Raw genomic sequence first — 19,997 nt, 5'->3', positions numbered from 1 at the left:
GAGCGAATCCCCGGGAGCATAGATAACGATGTGACCGGGGGTGAGTGCAGCCAACAAAGAGGCAACTTGAAAGATAACGGGTATATATTAATCGATTAGATATTGAAAATATGCGTTTACTTTTAGTGGAAGACCACCCTGAATTATTGCATTGGCTGCAAAAAGCACTGAGTAGTTCAGGATTTGCCGTAGATGTTGCTAGTGATGGTATAGTTGCTGATCAATTATTACAGACAGAAAACTATGCATTATTGATTCTGGATGTTTCTTTGCCTAGGTTGGATGGGCTTTCTCTATTAGTTCGTTTGCGTAAGCGTGGGCAAAATTTGCCGGTATTATTATTAACGGCGAAAACTGATGTTTCTGAGCGAGTGAAAGGGCTTAATTCTGGTGCCGATGATTATCTGACGAAACCTTTTGATTTACAGGAATTGGAAGCACGTATCCGGGCATTACTTCGTCGTAGTGCAGGTGTTCTACAGGAGACGCTGACATTCGGCTCCCTTGTTTATCAGGATGATGGTTACTTTGTTCTGAACGATGAGCCATTGGCTTTGACACCAAGGGAACTTTCGGTTTTGACAACATTGTTCCATCGTCGGGGGAGGCCTGTTTCTAAACAACAGCTCTTTGAACAGGTATTTGCACTGTCAGATGAAGCGAATCCACAAAGTATTGAACTTTATGTGCACCGGATTCGGAAAAAATTATCAGGCAGTAATGTGGGGATCAGTACATTACGGGGATTAGGCTATCGTCTGGAGCGTCAGAAAGATGACATGGTTTAAAGTACCGAACTCATTGTTTCATCAGTTACTCTTGTTTTTTGGTGTCCCATTGTTTGTGTTGGGTTGTTTATCGGTTGGCACCCATTATTTTAGTGCAGAGAATGCGGCGACATTGGCTTATGACCGTACTTTATTGGCATCTGCTCGAACTGTGGCAGAACGGCTGACTGTTAAAAATAACCAATTAATTGTCGATGTACCTTATGTGGTTCTGGATAGTTTTGAGCGAAATATGAATGATAGGCTGTTTTATCAGGTGTTATCACCCGAAGGGGAAATAATTTCCGGTTATGATGATTTGCCTTTGATCCCTAAAGATACGCTTCGCTCCAATTTATACACGGCTCTAGTTTATTTTTATGATGCTGAATATCACGGCCGGCCCATTCGGGTTGCTGCCCTTTATCAGCCGATCAATGAAGGGGGAATGATGGGAATGGCGTTGATACTAGTTGCTGAAACAGTGGCTTCCCGTCATTATCTTGCGCAACAATTATTAATATCTTCTTTGATGAGCCAAGGAACCGTGGTTGGGTTGACTCTGATTCTGGCTTATTTTCTGTTGAAGCAGTTACTTAAACCGCTACATAAACTTTCTGGCGTCATGGTCCGTCGTCCCGCAAATGATCTTACTCCGTTACCGGATATGTTGCCTTGGTCGGAACTTTCCCCATTGTTATATGCATTTAATCGTTATATAGAGCGACTGAAATTGATGGTGAGTCGGCAGGAGAGGTTCAGTGCGGATGCTTCTCACCAACTTAGAACGCCATTAACAGTATTAAAAACGCAAGTAGCGGTAGCGCTTGCCAGCAAAGATCCAGCGCAATGGAAAGAAAGCTTACAGGCCATTGATAGTACATTGGATAACACTATCTCTCTGACGGATCGTTTATTACAACTTTCTCGTTTGAAAGCGCATGAAAAGGAGGCCGTTCGGGATTATAGGCCGGTTAATCTAGTCGAATTGTTGCAACAGGCATGTTTTTCTCGTTTGCAACAGGCTGAAAGTAAGAATATTGATTTGGGTTATGAAGGCGAAAATGCTCAATGGATCAAGGGGGAACCTGTATTACTGACGGAAATGTGTGCTAATTTATTGGACAATGCAATTAAATATACACCGGAAGGTGGCATTGTTACGGCTAGAGTGATTCTCAACTCTTGTAAGACATATTGTTATTTGGAAGTGGATGACAGTGGGCCGGGGATTGCTAAAGAAGACGTCAATTTGTCTCTGATGGCTTTTAATCGTCTTGATAATGCTGCGGGGCATGAAGGGGCAGGATTAGGATTAGCTCTGGTAAAAGATATCGGTATTTATCATGGTACTCATCCCCAATTATTGCCCAGTGAAACACTGGGCGGTTTATTAGTAAGAATCCCTTTTAGGCTTTCTGATGATTAATTTCCTGAGGTTTTTCTAATAAGAGGGGTACGTAGTTGCTGTGCCAGTATAACGCCTAATAACGTTATACTGCCACCAATCAGGTGGTAACTGTGCATCTCTTCATGCAGAACCAGAATAGCGATAATAGCTGTAAATATCGGCGTCAAATTCATAAATATGGTGGTGGTATTCGCACCAAGTTTTATGACGCCTTGTATCCATAAATAGGGGGCAATGATCGAAGCTGGAATACCGGCGAATAAGACTAACGAGATATTGCTGGCATTCAATTGAACATCTTTGGTCAATAGGAAATTTGGCAGTAATAACAGGACACCAAAAGTGATTTGTACATATAGGGATTGCCAGTTGGGTAATGGAATAGACCAATGTTTGGTTAATACGCCATAGAGTGCGTAGGAGATGGAAGCAAGCAACATCATCAATTCGCCGCGGCCTAAACCGTGTTGCAATAATGATATGGGATCACCGGCGCTGACCAACCAGATTAAACCAGACAGAGATAGAACGGTACCAAGAGCAAGGCCGACAGTGGGGACAACACGTAAAACAAATATACTGATGATCACAGTCAAAAGAGGAATCAATGAGCTAAGAATTCCCATAAATGTTGCACTGATACTGTGCGCAGCGTAATAGGCCAAGCTTTGATAAAGTACCATGCCAAGTGCGCCAAGAATTAATAATTTCCACCAATATTGACAGATTGTTTTCCATCGCCGAATGACCGAGAGTACAACAAAGGGGGTTAATGTGAGAAAGGCTAGGAACCAGCGATAAAAAGAAATTGCCGCCGGATCAATAGCTGTAGCGGAGGCTTTACTTACTACGGCATTAATTGACCAAATCAGGACTGCTAGAAACGGGAAAATTATATTCATATAGATAGTCGCATTGAGATAAAAATGAGTGTGTTTAGTCTAATAGTGTCTGATTTATTATATACATATCCTATGGATTTATGTTTGGTTAATACGCCAAAGAGTGCGTAGGAGATGGAAGCAAGTAACATCATCAATTCGCCGTGGCCTAATACGACAGCCGTACTTATTTCTCTTAACAGAAAAGACACTCATAGAAAAGCTTAATTCATGCGGTTTCTCAGAATTGTGAGCATCAAAGAAAATGCAACTTTCTGGTATCTACGGCTGTAGTACTAAACCGTGTTGCAATAATGATATGGGATCACCGGCGCTGATCAATCAGATTAAACCAGACAGAGATAGAACGGTTCCAAGAGCAAGGCCAACAGTGGGGACAACACGTAAGACAAATATACTGATGATCACAGTCAAAAGAGGAATCAACGAGCTAAGAGTTCTCATGTGAAAAATTTCATTTGAAAACAGTATGTTAAATATAAACACATATAAAACATAAAAATAAATTATAATAAATGAAATTCTTATTATAATAAAAGAGTCCTTTGAAATATCGTTTTTTTGCCAACATAACTAACTTTTTATATTTAAGGAGTTAAATATGCCAGCAGCTCAAGCTTATGCTCCACCCGGTTTTTGGGGCCTTGGATTGATTTACAAGGATGGTTTGGTAGTAACAGCCACGGTGTTATACCCTATGGATTTCAAGATGCTTCGCGGCGGCAAGGGAGTGAATCCCCGGGAGCATAGGTAACGATGTGACCGGGGTGAGCGAGTGCAGCCAACAAAGAGGCAACTTGAAGGATAACGGGTATAGATATACTTTCGATACAGAATCACAGGCTCCATCCACTTTTTTCGTTGAAATACAATATGTAGATGAACCAACACTAAAAACGATACAAACTATAGGCCCTGGTGATTATCTGGTCCGTAGTAACGGCGGAATAGGAACAGATAGAATCAGGTGTAGAAGTCATTCTATAGGACAAAACATTAGAATTACTTGGTAATTTATTTTAATATACTGTTAATTGCAGCCCTACCCGAACTTTAAGTAGGGCTATATTCTGTAAAATCGTTCAGTATAGTAGGATCAAAATTATGAGAAATTTATTGGTTATTATGTTACTTATATCTGCCATAACAGGGTGTTCTAGTAATCCAGATAAACAAGTACAAAGAGAAGATGGATTGAAATTTACATTCTCATCCGGTGATAAATTTATCTTAACCCGAGCCTGTACAGATCAAATCGATTATATAGGGGTAGATGAAGGCGGTAATAACCAATTAGCAATAGTGGTAAAAAAAATAAACCCTGTTTTCCCTACCTTGATACATTAATCAATAAAAATATCGGCTCCCAAGTGACAATATCATTCAAAGGTATACCTATTATATTGAATACCATCCAAACTGCTTTAGGCCCTTCATTCAGAATGGCGGTAAAAGATACACAACAAGCCATGAATATCGTTGATATATTGAAAAACTAAATAGTAATCAGTTCCTTGCTAAAAAATCAATTATACCCTATGGATTTCAAGATGCATCGCGACGGTAAGGAAACGAATCCCTGGGAGCATAGATAACTATGTGATCGGGGGGGCGTGAATACAGCCAACTTTTTTGATGTGGGTTATAGCTCATCTTCTGCTTTTATCGCTATGTTTCAGCAATTGGCAGGCACGACACCGGAACGTTTCAGGAAAAGTTAACAACAAAAAAACCGTTATTATGGGTTTTGTTATAATTAAATGGCAGAATAGCTCGCTACGTCAGTTTTAATGCCACAGGATGGAATTAAGTGAAGATTCTGGTTGATGAAAATATGCCTTATGCTGATCAACTATTTCAGCAATTGGGGGATGTACAAGCTATTCCGGGGCGTCCGGTACCGGAAGGTGTACTGGATCATGCTGATGCATTTATGGTCCGCTCAGTGACTAAAGTTAATGAAGAATTACTGAAAGGCCGCGCGGTAAAATTTATCGGTACGGCAACGGCAGGGACTGACCATGTGGATCAGTCATGGTTATCACAGGCAGGAATTGGGTTTTCAGCAGCGCCGGGATGTAATGCCATTGCTGTGGTTGAATATGTTTTCTCAGCGTTAATGTTGCTGGCGGAACGTGATAATTTTGAGCTTAAGGATAAAGTTGTCGGAATCGTTGGTGTCGGTAATGTCGGAAGTAGACTGGCTGAACGGTTAGCCGTCCTTGGTATCCGGACACTTTTATGTGATCCTCCAAGAGCTGACAGAGGGGACGCTGGTGAATTTTGGTCACTGGAAAAATTGGTTAAAGAGGCGGATATTCTGACATTCCATACGCCACTCAATAAATCAGGTCCGTATAAAACACATCATCTGGTGGATGTGGAATTATTGTCGGTTTTGCCGGATAACCGCATATTGATTAACGCCAGTCGCGGTGAAGTTATTGATAATCAAGCGCTGCTTACTGCATTGAAATGTGGCAAGAAACTCCGTGTTGTTCTGGATGTATGGGAGCCGGAACCTGATTTATCCCTACCATTACTGGAATTAGTTGATATTGGTACACCGCATATCGCGGGTTATACCCTCGAAGGTAAAGCGCGTGGTACCACACAGGTATTTGAAGCTTACTGTGAATTCCTTGGTCAACCCCGTAAAGTGGCTTTATCTGATTTATTGCCAGAACCAGATTTCAGCCGGGTTACCCTACATGGGAATGTCACTCAAAGCACACTGAAGCGGTTGATGCATTTAGTGTATGATGTACGCCGCGATGATACCCCGTTACGGCAAGTTGCCGGTCAAAAAGGGCAATTTGATTATCTGCGTAAAAACTATTTAGAACGCCGGGAATGGTCATCCCTAACTGTATGTTGTGATAATAGAGAGAGTGCTGAGTTGCTAGCTGCTCTTGGTTTCAGTACAGAACTGATTTAATCCGTGCAGAAATATATCTACATGTCAGAAAGATAGATGGAGAAAACCAACATGTCAGAAGGTTGGAATATTGCCCTATTGGGTGCGACAGGGGCAGTAGGTGAAGCGATATTGGCGTTATTACAAGAGCGTCAGTTTCCCGTTGGTGAATTGTATCCTCTCGCCAGTGAGCGTAGTGCCGGTGAAAGCTTGCGTTTTAATGGCAAAAATTTTGTTGTTGGTGATGCTGCTGATTTTGACTGGTCACAGGTACAGCTCGCTTTTTTTGTGGCTGGATTAGAGGCTACGGCACAATATGTTGAAAAAGCGACAGAAGAAGGTTGTTTGGTTATCGATAGCAGTGGGTTGTTTGCTATGGAGCCTGATGTACCTTTAGTTGTTCCAGGGGTGAATCCTCATGTTTTGGCGGATTATCGTAACCGAAATATTATTGCCTTAGCAGATAGTATGACCAGTCAGGTACTGACAGCCATTAAACCGCTGGTGGATGCGGCTGGAATTGCACGTTTGCATTTGACTAATCTGTTTTCTGTTTCTGTTCACGGCAAAGCGGCCGTTGATGAATTAGCTGGACAGAGCGCCCGTTTGCTTAATGGCATTCCACCGGAGCCAGGTCATTTCAGTAAACAACTGGCATTTAATCTTTTGCCGTTGCCAACAGAAGCTGAAGGTTCTGTGCGTGAAGAGCGTCTCCTTGTGGATCAGATACGCAAAATTTTACAGGATGAGGGATTACCCATTTCAGTGAGTTGCGTTCAGTCTTCCGTTTTTTATGGCAATGCTCAAGTAGTCCATTTGGAAACATTGCGTCCGGTTGGGGTGGAAGAAGTTCGAGAAGAATTAGAGCGGATGGTTGATATTAACGTTGCAGATGAAGGCGATTATCCAACTCCAGTGACGGAAGCATCGGGTAATGATGTGCTGAGTATTGGTTGTTTGCGCCATGATTATGGTATGCCGGAAATATTACAATTCTGGTCTGTGGCCGATAACATCCGGTTTGGTGGTGCATTAATGGCTGTTGAGACAGCGGAAAAACTGATTCAGGAGCAATTTTACTGATGTTCGGTACAGAACAAACAGAATCTGTGCCAGGTTCAAAGATGAAAATTGCATTGGGAATTGAGTACGATGGCAGCCGATATTATGGCTGGCAGCGTCAGCAGGAAGTAAAAAGTGTTCAGGGATGCCTTGAGGAAGCACTATCAAAAGTCGCCGATGAACCCATATCGGTATTTTGTGCTGGTCGGACCGATGCTGGAGTACATGCAACAGGGCAGGTTGTGCATTTTGAAACGTCTGTTCAGCGCAAGGATGCGGCGTGGACAATGGGCGTGAACGTACATTTACCGCCAGATATTGCTGTTCGTTGGGTGAAAACCGTGGATGAGGGTTTCCATGCCCGTTTTAGTGCAACTGCTCGGCGATATCGTTACATTATTTTTAATCATCGTTATCGTCCAGCAGTGCTGGCCAATGGTGTGACCCATTTTCACTATCCACTGGATGAAAAGCGGATGCATCAGGCTGCGCAATGTATATTAGGAGAAAATGATTTTACCTCTTTCCGTGCAGTTCAATGCCAATCTAAAACGCCTTGGCGTAATGTGATGCATATTAATGTCAATCGTTACGGACATTACGTTGTCATAGATATTAAAGCCAATGCTTTTGTGCATCATATGGTGCGTAATATTGCGGGTAGTCTGATGGAAATTGGCTGTGGGAATCAGGATATTAACTGGATGGCCCAGTTGCTTGCTTTAAAAGATCGGGCGAAAGCCGCTGCGACGGCAAAAGCCGCAGGGTTGTATCTGGTTGCTGTTGATTATCCGGTGCAATTTGATTTGCCTTGCGCTGTTATGGGACCTCTGTTTTTGGCAGATGATCTGATTTAACATTTCTAGTTGCCGACACGGATGTTTTGGCATAGTGGGGAATATTATGGAATTTCTGACTCATTTTGTTGATTTTGCTAAATTTATTATTGATTTCATTCTCCATATTGACATTCATTTAGCCGAACTGGTCGCACAATATGGTGATTGGGTATATGGCATTTTGTTTCTGATTTTATTTTGTGAAACAGGGTTAGTGATTACTCCGTTTCTACCGGGAGATTCGCTGTTATTTGTTGCCGGCGCTTTAGCGGCTCTGGGCTCAAATGATCTGAATGTGCATATCATGGTGGCATTGATGATTATTGCGGCTATTATTGGTGATGCAGTGAACTATGCTATTGGTCGCATCTTTGGCGAAAGGTTATTTACTAATCCAAATTCAAAAATTTTCCGCCGCAGTTATTTAGATAAAACACATGAGTTTTATGAAAAACATGGTGGGAAGGCAATTATTTTGGCGCGATTTGTACCAATTATCAGAACATTTGCACCATTCGTTGCAGGTATGGGGAAAATGTCTTATCGTCGTTTTGCTGCTTATAACGTGATTGGCGCACTAGTATGGGTACTGTTATTCACCTATTCTGGTTATATATTCGGTGATATGCCAATGGTACAACAGAATTTGAAACTGTTGATTGTCGCTATCATCTTTATTTCAATCCTGCCCGGAGTGATTGAAATCTGGCGTCATCGTCGTACGGTGATGAAGCAGAAGAGTGATAACCGGTAACAGGTTTGAGCAGTTTTTTATCCACACTGTAATAGCATTGTGGTTTAATGGCACACAATAACAAAACTGGCATAAGCCAGATTCAGACGGAAAGATCATTCAATGAGCTGGATTGAAAAAATTCTTAATAAAAGCAACATTACCCAAACGCGTAAAGCGAATATCCCAGAAGGGGTTTGGACTAAATGTGATAGTTGCAGTCAGGTGCTCTACCGTGCTGAGCTAGAGCGCAATCTTGAGGTTTGCCCTAAATGTGATCATCACATGCGTATTTCGGCGCGTACCCGATTGGCTACATTCCTTGATGAAGGAGCAACGACGGAATTAGGGGGGGAATTAGAGCCAAAAGATATTCTTAAATTCCGCGATTCCAAAAAGTATAAAGATCGTATATCAGCGGCGCAGAAGCAAACCCAAGAAAAAGATGCGTTAGTCGTGATGAAAGGTACCCTGAGTGGTATGTCAGTTGTTGCTGCTGCTTTTGAATTTGCATTTATGGGCGGTTCTATGGCTTCGGTTGTTGGTGCCCGTTTTGTCCGTGCCGTAGAACAGGCGTTGGCAGACAATTGTCCTCTGATTTGTTTTTCTTCCAGTGGTGGCGCTCGTATGCAAGAAGCATTGATGTCACTGATGCAGATGGCGAAAACCAGTGCTGCTTTAGCAAAAATGCAGGAACGTGGTTTGCCTTATATCTCTATCATGACCGATCCGACAATGGGCGGTGTTTCAGCAAGTCTGGCGATGTTGGGTGATATCAATATTGCTGAACCAAAAGCATTGATTGGTTTTGCCGGGCCACGAGTGATTGAGCAGACTGTTCGTGAAAAATTACCGTCCGGTTTCCAGCGTAGTGAGTTTTTGCTGGCAAAGGGAGCGATTGACATGATTGTTCGTCGTCCTGAAATGCGTGACACACTTGCAAGTTTACTTTCTAAACTAACTCATCAGTCGCAGCCAGGTACTAAGCCAATTGTTGCTGAATTTGTGGCAGAACCCGCTGATGTTGAGGCGGATATTCAAATAAGTACCAATAAAGAAGATGCCTGACACTTTACAAATTCCTCAAGCCACGTCGCCATTGATGACGTGGCTTTCCTACCTTGGGAACCTGCATACTACGGCCATTGATATGGGGCTTGAGCGTGTGGGGAAACTTGCCCGAACTTTGGCGTTGGTTAATCCTGCACCTAAGGTGATAACCGTATCCGGTACTAATGGTAAAGGTACTACCTGTTGCACGATAGAATCTATTCTGTTGGCGGCTGGGCTGAGAGTGGGTGTTTACAGCTCTCCGCATCTTGTACGTTATACCGAAAGAGTTCGTATTCAGGGTAAAGAGTTACCTGAACAGGAATTCTGTCGTGTATTTGCGGATATTGAATCTCGTCGCGGTGATATTTCGCTGACTTATTTTGAATATGGCACATTAGCGGCTTTGCAACTGTTTAAACAAGCTTGTTTGGATGTGGTCATCTTAGAAGTAGGCTTAGGTGGGCGACTGGATGCGACAAATATTGTGGATGCCGATATTGCCGCGATTACCAGTATTGCAATTGATCATATTGATTGGTTGGGTGCCGATCGCGAACATATTGGTCGTGAGAAAGCAGGGATTTTCCGTAAAGATCGCTTTGCCGTGGTCGGTGAGCCGGATATGCCATCTTCTATTGCGGAAGTTGCGGGTGAATTAGGAGCCAAGTTGTTCCGTTGTGGCATTGACTGGCGTTTCTCTCAACAGAATAAAAACTGGCACTGGCAATCTGATGATAGGCTATTTAGCAACTTACCTTTGCCAAATGTTCCTCTGATGAATGCCGCAACGGCGATGGGTGTTATTTGTTGCCTGTTACGACAAGATGATAAAGTCAGTCGAGCTATTAATGAGAGTGCAATCCATCAAGGGCTACAGAATGCGCAGTTGCCTGGGCGTTTCCAGATAGTTCGTGAAAAGCCATTGTTGATCTTGGATGTGGCTCATAATCCCCATGCGGCGGCTTATCTGGTACAGAAATTGGCCCAGTTGCCCCGTCAGCCGGGCAGTAGAATCCTTGGTGTAGTGGGTATGCTAGGTGATAAAGATATTGCCGGTACACTGACTTGCCTGTCACAGCAAATAAATGAGTGGTATTGCGCTCCGTTGACTGAACAGCGTGGTGCAGATGCACAGACACTGGCTCAGCATCTTGGACAGCCACGGATATTTACTGATGTGGAAAGTGCTTGGCATCAGGCGATGGTTGATGCTGATGAGCAAGATATTGTTGTCGTTTGTGGCTCATTCCACACGGTAGTGCATGTCATGGAGGCTCTGGACAGGGAGAAAGGAAGTGGCAAGTAAATTTCAGAATCGTTTGGTTGGTACAATTGTATTGGTAGCATTGGGTGTCATTGTGCTGCCTGCGTTGCTAGACGGCAATAAGAAATATAACGAAGATAAATTTGCATCAATTCCCTTGGTTCCAAAGCCAGGGGATGAGCAAGAAATTGACTCTATATCTCCTCTAAATCCACCAATATTATCAGTGCCTCTGGAAGATGAAACAGAGGCATTGCAGCCAGAAACACTGGAGCAGCCGGAAATACCATTGGTTACCACTCCTCAGCTTGCGCCGATAGTCCCTCCTGCTGTTCAGCCAGAAGTGAAGCCTCAACCACAGATTAAGCTTGAACCAAAACCAGATACTAAGCCGTCGGCACCGGCGCTTAAGTCTAAACCAGACATTAAGTCAGAGTCGAAACCTGAAGTTAAACCGATTGAAACAGCCCCGCAAGGGCAGGCTTATATCGTACAACTGGGTGCTTTGAAAAATGCCGGAAAGGTAGATGAAATCGTTGCCAGACTGCGTTTGTCTGGTTATCAGGTTTATACGGTTCCTTCATCTCCGGTTCAGGGGCAATTAACGAGGATATATGTCGGTCCAAATGCGTCTAAGCAACAACTTGACTCGGCATTATCAGAATTGAAAAGTTTGACTGGATTACAAGGGCAGGTAAGGAGTTACAGGCCGTAATAAAAGTGGGTAATGCCTATGTGACAAATCTATGTGACAAATAGGACAACTATCATGAAGAAGTAAATATTAAGTGACTGCGGCGATGATAATTATTCAAATTCGTCGTCTTAATTATTTTCAGTGGGATAGGAAATCTGCTACGCAAACGTTTTCGTTTTCTGTTAGAATGCACCTGAAACGGATGCCGAGGTGTCTATTTTGGAATTAAAACATGGTTTGGATTGATTACGCTATTATCGCCATTATTGGCTTCTCGGCATTAGTTAGCCTGATTCGTGGGTTTATTCGTGAGGCATTATCACTGGTCACCTGGGGGTGTGCTTTCTTTGTAGCAAGCCATTTCTATACTTACTTAGCGGTCTATTTCACCCGTTTTGAAGATGAATTGGTGCGTAACGGGATCGCTATTGCGTTGCTGTTTATTGCTACGTTGATTGTCGGTTCTATGGTGAACTATGTGATAGGTTCTCTTGTGCAACGGACTGGATTGTCAGGTACTGATCGAGTACTGGGGGTCTGCTTTGGGGCATTGCGTGGTGTGCTGATTGTCGCTGCTATTCTGTTTTTTCTGGATACATTTACACCATTGGCTCGAAGTGAGGATTGGAAACAGTCACAATTGATCCCGCAATTCAGTCATATCATAAGGTGGTTCTTTGACTACCTGCAAAATGCGTCAAGTTTCTTGCCGGAGAAATATACCTCTCCGTTTGGCTGATGAGGAAGAACTACATGTGCGGTATTGTTGGTATCGTCGGTTTTACACCGGTTAACCAGTCGATTTATGATGCGTTGACGGTGCTTCAGCACCGTGGGCAAGATGCTGCGGGCATTGCTACTATTGATGGTAACAATGGATTTCGTTTACGCAAAGCCAATGGCTTAGTGAGAGACGTGTTTGAAGCCCGGCATATGCTGCGTTTACAGGGAACGATTGGGATTGGTCATGTTCGCTATCCGACAGCGGGCAGTTCCAGTGCATCGGAAGCTCAACCGTTTTATGTGAACTCTCCATTTGGTATTACATTGACACACAATGGTAATTTGACGAATGCTCATGAGTTGAAGAAAAAGTTGTTTGAGAATGCCCGTCGCCATGTGAATACTACGTCAGATTCTGAGATTTTGCTCAACGTTTTTGCCAGTGAACTGGATTGCTCCCAGCATTATCCATTGGTGCCTGACAATATTTTTGCGGCAGTAGCGGCAATGCATAAACAGGTGAGTGGTGCTTATGCCTGCATTGCGATGATTATTGGTCATGGGTTAGTTGCTTTCCGTGATCCGCATGGTATTCGTCCGTTGGTTTTAGGTAAGCGCACTTTGGATGATGGCCGTAATGAGTATATGGTCGCTTCTGAAAGCGTTGCATTAGATACGCTAGGCTTTGAATTCCTGCGGGATGTTGCATCAGGTGAAGCGATTTATATTACTGAACAAGGTCAGTTATTTACTCGTCAATGTGCTGAAAATCCTTCTCTGACTCCCTGTTTATTTGAATTTGTCTATTTGGCTCGCCCAGATTCCTTTATTGATAAAATTTCGGTTTATAACGCCCGCATACGGATGGGGCATAAGCTAGGGGCGAAAATTGCCCGCGAATGGGAAGACTTACATATTGATGTGGTTATTCCAATCCCCGAAACATCTTGCGATGTTGCGTTAGAAATTGCGCGCATACTCGGTAAACCCTATCGTCAGGGATTTGTGAAAAACCGTTATGTTGGCCGGACATTTATCATGCCTGGGCAACAGGAACGCCGGAAATCAGTCCGCCGTAAATTGAATGCTAATCGCGCAGAATTCCGTGATAAAAATGTGCTATTGGTGGATGATTCTATTGTGCGTGGTACAACGTCAGAACAGATTGTCGATATGGCTCGTGAAGCCGGCGCGAAGAGAGTTTATCTTGCTTCGGCAGCACCGGAAGTACGTTTCCCGAATGTTTATGGCATTGATATGCCCAATGCAAATGAACTGATTGCTCATGGGCGTGAAGTGGATGAAATTCGCCAACTTATTGGTGCAGATGCATTGATATTTCAGGATTTAACTGATCTGATCGACGCTGTTCGTGAAGAAAACCCGGATGTTGACGGGTTTGAGAGTTCAGTATTCAATGGTGTTTATGTTACCAAAGACGTTGACCAGACTTATCTCTATTATCTGGAGAATCTGCGTAAAGACGATGAAGTAAAACTGAATAATCAGAATGAAGTTGAAAATCTGGATATCTATAATGAAGGTTGATGACTTTCGGGTTTAGCGAGTTGTTCAGTGTTTGTATGAGGAAAAAATGAAAAGATTGATCGTAGGGCTTACAGGAGCAAGTGGGGCCATTTATGGTATAAGGCTACTGCAAGTTTTACAGCCAGTTGAAGGGATAGAAACACATCTGGTTATCAGTCATTCCGCTCGCCAGACACTGGCACTTGAAACAGATTATAGTTTACGGGATGTGCAGGCGCTGGCTGATGTTGTGTATGACAACAGAGATATCGCTGCTGCCATCTCTTCAGGTTCATTCAAAACTTCGGGCATGGTAATTCTACCATGCTCAATGAAAACCCTATCAGGTATTGTCCATAGTTATACTGATGGATTAGTGACCAGAGCGGCAGATGTTGTATTGAAAGAAAGTCGTAAGTTAGTGCTTGGGGTAAGGGAAACGCCGTTGCATTTGGGGCATCTCAGGCTGATGACTCAAGCGGCAGAAATTGGCGCGGTGATTATGCCGCCTGTGCCTGCATTTTATCATCAGCCTCAACAGATTCAGGATATTATTGACCAGACAGTTAACCGCGTGCTTGATCAGTTTGATATTGAGCTACCTCATGATCTATTTACCCGCTGGCAAGGGGCTAAAAGCGTTGAGATTTAGCATCCAGTAAGTCTTGAAATGCCTCTTTTAGCTGAAAATAACGGAAGCCAAAACCCGCTTGTTCCAAGTTATGCGGTATGGCCTGTTGTCCGCCCAGTACCAGAGCCGCAGCTTCTCCCATCAGTAATTTCAGCACAAAAGCAGGCGTTCGGATAATGGCAGGACGGTGCAATACTTCTCCCAGTGTTGCGGCAAATTGATCATTATGTACTGGATAAGGGGCGGTCATATTAAAAGGACCACTCAAACCGGGCGTCATTAACAGGTAATAGATACCATTCACCATATCGTCAATATGAATCCAGGGCAGATACTGTTTTCCGCTCCCCATCGGGCCACCAAGTCCGAGACGGAACAAGGGAAGCATTTTTTTCAGTGCTCCGCCGTTTTTTGCCAGTACAACACCAGTACGTAAAAGACAAACACGGGTTTTATCACTGGCTGCCTGTAATGCAAGTTGTTCCCACTGCTTACAGAGCTGATGAGTAAATTCATCATGAGGTGGCTCATGCTCTGTGACAATTGTTTGATTCTGATCCCCGTAATAGCCTACCGCAGAGCCGGAAATAAAGACTTCTGGTGGTGTCTGGCTGGCATTAATCAGCTTGCTGAGTTGCTCTGTTAATGTCCAGCGACTCTGGCACAGCTTCTCTTTTTGCGTTGAAGTCCATAGTTTGTTTACTATGGGCTCGCCAGCAAGATTGATTACGGCATCAAAATCGTTGAGATCGGTTTTATCTTTCAGACTGGTCCAGCATTCAGCTTGATTGCTGAATAGAGAATAAACTTTTTGAGGTGAGCGGCTTAGAATAGTAATGGAATGGGATAGGGAAAGAAGTTGGCAAACCAGACGGCTACCAATCAAACCTGTTCCTCCAGTGATTAAAATACGCATAACCACTCCTATAACCTAAATTGTTGATATAAGAACTGTTGTTGATATAAAAACTATAGCATATAGCAGAGATATAAGGGTTGGTAGTTAAAGATATAGCTATCTGTCAGCCTGATCAAGTTTTGCGGGGAAATAGTTACCCCGCAGACATATTAGATTTTACTGTAGGCAATTTGAGTAGCGGGGCGCTGACTGATAGCGTCAAACCATTTTTTCACTGCCGGATAATCATTCAGATCAATACTCTGACGTTCATAAGCACGAACCCACGGATAAGTTGAGATATCAGCAATACTGTATTCCTGACCGCTCAGATAGGGTGTTTTTTCCAATTGGGTATTCAGGACTTGATACAAGCGCTTTGTCTCTTCCTGATAACGATTAATCGCGTAAGGGACTTTTTCCGGTGCGAAATGACTAAAATGGTGATTTTGCCCTAGCATCGGGCCAAAGCCACCGACCTGCCAAAACAGCCATTGCAGGCTTTGGACACGCTCACGCATATCTTTGCTAAGTAACTTGCCCGTTTTTTCTGCCAGATAAGTAAGAATGGCACCAGATTCAAAAATAGCGATAGGTTTGCCACCATCGATTGGTTGCTGATCAACAATCGCGGGAATCTTATTATTGGGCGAAATGGCAAGAAATTCAGGCTTGAATTGATCTCCTGCGCTAATATCAATTCGGTGAATAGTATAGGAAAGGCCAGCTTCTTCCAGGAAGAGTGTGATTTTATGGCCGTTTGGCGTTGGAGCATAATACAGATCGATCATGGAACCTCCAGTGGAACACGTAATGGCATCACACATTATCATTAATTGGTGTAGCGTGTAAGCTATGTTGATACCCTTCTTGGCATGAATAATGATCTTCCTGAACAGCACGACAGGAAGATCTATTAATAAAAGAGGTGATCAGCTTTTCTTCTGGAGAAAAGCATATTTATCTGGAGCTTGTTTTTATGCTGCCATCCGCGTTAACTGTTGCCCGACTTCCGCCGTACAGATCTTTCCTGAAAGTAGAGTAATCTGTGTGGACATCATCACGGCCTTCTAATTGTGCCAATATTTCCTGGCTGGATATGCTAAATCCTTTGGCATGTATAGGAGAAGAGAAGGGTTCGGTATAGAGATTCAATCCCCACTGAGGCGCTAAACCGTGGTTAGCCGCACCTAAATTAACTTCAATCATAGAATGATGATTATCATCAACCAGATAACCTGTTGCCAGCCATCGAGTGAGCTCTTTCATTTCCCGCTCCCCGCGTTGAATTGATTGCTCTGTTGATTCACTGCTAGTAGGCGTACCTAAAGCAAGATCATTTTTCAGGCCCGCACCCAACAACCTGGCCGCAGTAATAAAACGATCTGTGGTGCCGGAAGGTGCAGCGACAGTTGGCAAATTGTGCAAAGCTGCATCCTTGGAAAATCCGGTATTTTCTTTCACATTCCAGACAGAAAAACCGTTACCACGTTGTACGATAATGTTTTCCTTAGCTAATTCTTGATGTGCTTTGATAGGTTCTGATTGACCAAATTGATAGTCAGTTCTATCCAGCCGGTTGCGAGGATTTAAACTGGCAAACGCCAACTCCCGGTTGGTCAAACGATTATCAGCCTCAAGTGAAGCGGCGGCTGACCAGACACTATCCTTATCAGGAGCCGGTGCTCTGAAATCATTCTGAACTTTTGTAAGACTATTGCCAGCCAGAGCCGGGTTACTGATAACTTCTTGCCCATTTACCTGTTTAGTCACCTGATATAATTCGGGATTTTCAGAGGCATTAAATTGATTTTCATTTTTAAAAGTATAGAGCGCTAATTGATCAGGTAAGGGCTTTTCCTTCGTGGAACCGCGGGCAGGTGCAAAGTTTTTACTTTCCAAGTAACCAATATCAATTATATCTTTGAATTCTGATTTCAATTCGGGTGATGAATAGATCTTCTCCAGAGTGTCCCGGAAATAAGCTGAGTTGGTGAGATCATAATAAGCAGTGGCCTTCTCCCTCAATGTTAGCGGTTCTGTATTAGCTCTATCAGAGCTGGCACCATTCTGCCGTGCTTCGCTAATGATGCGAGTAAATCCACCTGCGCCAAGCTGACCGACAATACTAAAACCGGGTTTATCACCGGTATAGGCATTAAGCATCTTAGTGATTGCGGTTAATTCATTACCCTCTGCCCGAACAAAAAGTTTCACTAGGTTGGATAAGAGAGAATTAACCGTTTTGTGGGCAGCAGTGCTTTCGCCGGCTAAGCGAGAAATATTAGCTTCAATTTGTTTATTGGTTGCGACGGATTTTTCATTCCATCGTGTGATAACAGAAGTTGGTGCTGTAAGTGGATTATCAATAGTATTATTCAGCAACGGTTCACAGCAGTGGCAAGTTTTATCTGTTGTAGTTGTTTGATGCAACTCATTTTGAGGAATATCAATCCTAGTATTAGCTCTCTGTATTGAAAAGTCTGGCATATTTTTTCTCCATGATGTTATTGTATTTTTTGCTGTGAACTTTTTAAATTTACGGCTTGAGAAAACAGGTCAAACCAAAATATTGTGGGATGAAGCTGAAGTGGTGGGCTTAGTTTCTGGAAAAGGAAGTTCAGCTCTTATTTTTTGCAGGTTCCCCAGAATATTATCCAAGTCAGTAGCATCGATTCGTTCTATATCTTGTAATAAACAGAGACGAATAGTTTGTGTTGGCTGATGTAATGCGAGCCATGCTCCGCCAAGTATATTTATATTACTGTTTAATGAGAGCCAAAATTCCGCATCACTATTAATAAATGAAGCTACTGTATGATGAAAAGTCAGCATTGATCCCGTTGAATCTACTTCTAACCACCAGGGACCATAATCACCAATGTTCAATTGCACTGCGCCGGTAGAAAGATTCAACATAATGTTGGTTTGATCGGCAAAATCTGCGCATAATTTTTCTAATTTGGACATAAATAAATCTCATCAAAAAAATCAACAGTAAAATATTGCCTAATTATGAAGTTGAAACACAAGGTAGTCTATCAAAAATAGACAAAAATATTGTAAGAATTAATCAGATAGATGGATTATGGGTGGTAACCAAATAATATCGTCAACGTATAGTGACGGTTAGCTTTTATGAAGAATTTGGCGATAAACTTAGCGGGATAAGGTGATATTGCCAATTTCAATACGGTCCTCGGTGATAATTTTTGGGTCATTTTAGACTGAAGGGGTAGAACGAATATATTGCGTGGTAATATAGTAAAAAAATAGAGACGTTTAAGGTGCTGCTATTACTTTGATATACTTGGATTTTATCTGATTATTTAAAACTACAATGCTTTATATGACCGCGACAGTAATCTGCATATTATTTAATAATATTAAAATGAAAATATAAATAAGATTTCATAATTGTGCTACACCCATTTTTTGTCTTCCTGGCTTTTGCTGTGATGAAAACGATGCCAAAAAGGCATCAACATAATTCAGTAACTGCCACATAAATTGACAACAATGATTTCGCGTTATTGTCTCATGGAGCGATTGCCATAACCGTTCTATTTTATTTAGCCACGGTGAATAGACCGGTAAAAACAACAGGGTAAATTTTGGATGTCGTGCCAGCCAGTCCTTTACCTTCTGACTTTTATGAATACAGTAGTTATCTAAGATTAATGTGAGGGTTTCCGCATGGGGATATTGATGATTCAGTTCATCTAACATTTTGATAAATAAATCAGAATTCTTTTTTATTCCTTTAACATAGGTGATTTGCTCTGTTTGGGCATTAAGGCAGCCCGCAAGGTAATGTTTTTCGTTTTTTCCCGGGGTGATAACCCGTTTTTGTTGTCCTTTGAAGCACCAGTCCGCGCCGATTTTCGGGTTTAGATCAATATCCACCTCATCTTCATAAAAAACGGGATGTTTTTCTGAAATGTTCGCTTTGGCTTCCGCGATCTTTGCCATTTTCTCATCGTATTCGGGATCAGGTTGTTTCACTGTGGGTGCCGCTCTACGCCAGACAATCCCCACCTGAGCAAAGTAACGATAAAGGACATTTTGCGTCAGAGAGAGGTTGAGTAATTCATTGAGGGTATGAGTCATGAGTTCAAGGCTCCAGCGAGAGCGGAGATAGCCTAACTTTTGGGGGGATTGCTGTAATAAGAAAAGTAAGAGGTTATAGAGTGGGGAGAGATCCCAGACAACAGGTCGGCCAACGGGTAAACTTTCGAGTCCTTCCAGCCCATATAATGTAAACCACTGAACCCAACGATTGACGGAAGAGCGTGCGGCATGAAGGGTCTTGGCGACATAAGTCACTGTCAATCCTTCATTGAGCATCAATAACGCGGTTAATCGACGGGAATAGTTCTTATCACGGGTTTTATGGATAAGTTTTCTCATTTTCTGGCATTCATCTTGAGGTATAGGTGCTATGATAGGCATCACTCAGTCCGTGTTGGGGTTTGGGATTTTTCGCAATTGATCAGATCGCAAAAATCGGACTGAGTTCCCTCCAAGTGATCTATTATTTTGAAAAGTTATTTATACCCTATGGATTTCAAGA

General features: G+C 42.7%; 21 protein-coding genes and 1 pseudogene. 16 read left to right on the top strand and 6 right to left on the bottom strand.

All coding sequences use genetic code 11. The features are described from left to right. The first annotated feature begins 110 nt into the window (after positions 1 to 110). Together tctD and PluTT01m_RS16415 are read left to right on the top strand one after the other, a co-directional pair. Positions 111 to 788 carry a transcriptional regulator TctD gene (gene tctD, locus PluTT01m_RS16420; protein ID WP_011147386.1) on the top strand — a complete coding sequence of 226 codons (678 nt, stop codon included), beginning with the start codon at positions 111 to 113 and terminating at the stop codon, positions 786 to 788. Further along, positions 775 to 2,196, top strand: a complete 1,422-nt coding sequence (locus PluTT01m_RS16415; protein WP_011147385.1) for a sensor histidine kinase — start codon at positions 775 to 777, stop codon at positions 2,194 to 2,196. The genes tctD and PluTT01m_RS16415 overlap by 14 nt, the downstream gene beginning before the upstream one ends. On the opposite strand, the gene PluTT01m_RS16410 is transcribed toward PluTT01m_RS16415, so the two are convergent. After that, entirely contained in the window at positions 2,193 to 3,080 is an 888-nt protein-coding gene (locus PluTT01m_RS16410; RefSeq protein WP_011147384.1) for a DMT family transporter, read from the bottom strand. The two genes, PluTT01m_RS16415 and PluTT01m_RS16410, sit on opposite strands and share 4 nt — an antisense overlap. A 601-nt stretch (positions 3,081 to 3,681) precedes the next feature. Here PluTT01m_RS16410 and PluTT01m_RS26945 point away from each other — a divergent pair. The 14 genes and pseudogenes from PluTT01m_RS26945 (at position 3,682) to PluTT01m_RS16340 (ending at position 14,547) form a co-directional block, all read left to right on the top strand. Next, complete coding sequence (locus PluTT01m_RS26945; protein WP_157852121.1) at positions 3,682 to 3,834, top strand: hypothetical protein; 153 nt, start codon at positions 3,682 to 3,684, stop codon at positions 3,832 to 3,834. A 4-nt stretch (positions 3,835 to 3,838) separates the two neighbouring features. Further along, positions 3,839 to 4,093: a colicin Z C-terminal domain-related protein gene (locus PluTT01m_RS28290; protein WP_158538248.1), complete on the top strand. Its 255-nt coding sequence runs from the start codon at positions 3,839 to 3,841 to the stop codon at positions 4,091 to 4,093. A 91-nt stretch (positions 4,094 to 4,184) separates the two neighbouring features. Continuing rightward, complete coding sequence (locus PluTT01m_RS16395; RefSeq protein ID WP_041380197.1) at positions 4,185 to 4,427, top strand: hypothetical protein; 243 nt, start codon at positions 4,185 to 4,187, stop codon at positions 4,425 to 4,427. A gap of 284 nt (positions 4,428 to 4,711) precedes the next feature. Then, positions 4,712 to 4,801: pseudogene (locus tag PluTT01m_RS16390) on the top strand (AraC family transcriptional regulator); the annotation flags it as partial. A gap of 89 nt (positions 4,802 to 4,890) precedes the next feature. Then, positions 4,891 to 6,018 carry a 4-phosphoerythronate dehydrogenase PdxB gene (gene pdxB, locus PluTT01m_RS16385; protein WP_011147383.1) on the top strand — a complete coding sequence of 376 codons (1,128 nt, stop codon included), beginning with the start codon at positions 4,891 to 4,893 and terminating at the stop codon, positions 6,016 to 6,018. 51 nt (positions 6,019 to 6,069) lie between these two features. Then, positions 6,070 to 7,080: an aspartate-semialdehyde dehydrogenase gene (locus PluTT01m_RS16380; RefSeq protein WP_011147382.1), complete on the top strand. Its 1,011-nt coding sequence runs from the start codon at positions 6,070 to 6,072 to the stop codon at positions 7,078 to 7,080. A gap of 41 nt (positions 7,081 to 7,121) precedes the next feature. Further along, positions 7,122 to 7,916, top strand: a complete 795-nt coding sequence (gene truA / locus PluTT01m_RS16375; protein ID WP_173362530.1) for a tRNA pseudouridine(38-40) synthase TruA — start codon at positions 7,122 to 7,124, stop codon at positions 7,914 to 7,916. A gap of 46 nt (positions 7,917 to 7,962) precedes the next feature. Continuing rightward, a complete protein-coding gene (locus PluTT01m_RS16370) occupies positions 7,963 to 8,652 on the top strand; it encodes a DedA family protein (RefSeq protein WP_041380194.1) in 690 nt (229 codons plus the stop codon). A gap of 102 nt (positions 8,653 to 8,754) precedes the next feature. Next, positions 8,755 to 9,699, top strand: coding sequence for an acetyl-CoA carboxylase, carboxyltransferase subunit beta (gene accD, locus PluTT01m_RS16365; RefSeq protein ID WP_011147379.1), 945 nt, complete (start codon positions 8,755 to 8,757; stop codon positions 9,697 to 9,699). Continuing rightward, positions 9,692 to 10,990 (top strand): bifunctional tetrahydrofolate synthase/dihydrofolate synthase, encoded by a 1,299-nt coding sequence (gene folC / locus PluTT01m_RS16360; protein ID WP_011147378.1) that lies wholly within the window; start codon positions 9,692 to 9,694, stop codon positions 10,988 to 10,990. Before accD ends, folC begins: the two co-directional genes overlap by 8 nt. Continuing rightward, positions 10,980 to 11,663 (top strand): cell division protein DedD, encoded by a 684-nt coding sequence (dedD, locus tag PluTT01m_RS16355; protein ID WP_011147377.1) that lies wholly within the window; start codon positions 10,980 to 10,982, stop codon positions 11,661 to 11,663. The genes folC and dedD overlap by 11 nt, the downstream gene beginning before the upstream one ends. A 214-nt stretch (positions 11,664 to 11,877) precedes the next feature. Further along, a complete protein-coding gene (gene cvpA, locus PluTT01m_RS16350; protein ID WP_011147376.1) occupies positions 11,878 to 12,384 on the top strand; it encodes a colicin V production protein in 507 nt (168 codons plus the stop codon). Between the two features lie 14 nt (positions 12,385 to 12,398). Then, on the top strand, positions 12,399 to 13,916 hold the full coding sequence (gene purF, locus PluTT01m_RS16345) for an amidophosphoribosyltransferase (protein WP_011147375.1): 1,518 nt from the start codon (positions 12,399 to 12,401) through the stop codon (positions 13,914 to 13,916). Positions 13,917 to 13,962: 46 nt separating this feature from the next. Then, positions 13,963 to 14,547, top strand: a complete 585-nt coding sequence (locus PluTT01m_RS16340; protein ID WP_011147374.1) for a UbiX family flavin prenyltransferase — start codon at positions 13,963 to 13,965, stop codon at positions 14,545 to 14,547. Here the strand turns inward: PluTT01m_RS16340 and PluTT01m_RS16335 are convergent. From PluTT01m_RS16335 to PluTT01m_RS16315, 5 genes are all read right to left on the bottom strand, one after another. Beyond that, a complete protein-coding gene (locus PluTT01m_RS16335; RefSeq protein WP_011147373.1) occupies positions 14,528 to 15,442 on the bottom strand; it encodes a TIGR01777 family oxidoreductase in 915 nt (304 codons plus the stop codon). The two genes, PluTT01m_RS16340 and PluTT01m_RS16335, sit on opposite strands and share 20 nt — an antisense overlap. Positions 15,443 to 15,594: 152 nt before the next feature. Continuing rightward, complete coding sequence (yfcG, locus tag PluTT01m_RS16330; RefSeq protein ID WP_011147372.1) at positions 15,595 to 16,215, bottom strand: GSH-dependent disulfide bond oxidoreductase; 621 nt, start codon at positions 16,213 to 16,215, stop codon at positions 15,595 to 15,597. Positions 16,216 to 16,384: 169 nt separating this feature from the next. Next, positions 16,385 to 17,914 carry a hypothetical protein gene (locus tag PluTT01m_RS16325; RefSeq protein ID WP_011147371.1) on the bottom strand — a complete coding sequence of 510 codons (1,530 nt, stop codon included), beginning with the start codon at positions 17,912 to 17,914 and terminating at the stop codon, positions 16,385 to 16,387. Between the two features lie 69 nt (positions 17,915 to 17,983). Next, the gene (locus tag PluTT01m_RS16320; RefSeq protein WP_011147370.1) at positions 17,984 to 18,394 is read right to left on the bottom strand and encodes a type III secretion system chaperone; all 411 of its coding nucleotides are present in this window, start codon (positions 18,392 to 18,394) and stop codon (positions 17,984 to 17,986) included. Positions 18,395 to 18,835: 441 nt separating this feature from the next. Then, on the bottom strand, positions 18,836 to 19,876 hold the full coding sequence (locus PluTT01m_RS16315; RefSeq protein ID WP_011146697.1) for an IS630-like element ISPlu16 family transposase: 1,041 nt from the start codon (positions 19,874 to 19,876) through the stop codon (positions 18,836 to 18,838). Positions 19,877 to 19,997 lie beyond the last annotated feature (121 nt).

Source organism: Photorhabdus laumondii subsp. laumondii, from assembly GCF_003343245.1.
Classification (GTDB): Bacteria; Pseudomonadota; Gammaproteobacteria; order Enterobacterales; family Enterobacteriaceae; genus Photorhabdus; species Photorhabdus laumondii.
This window is presented reverse-complemented; position numbering and strand designations above follow the sequence as displayed.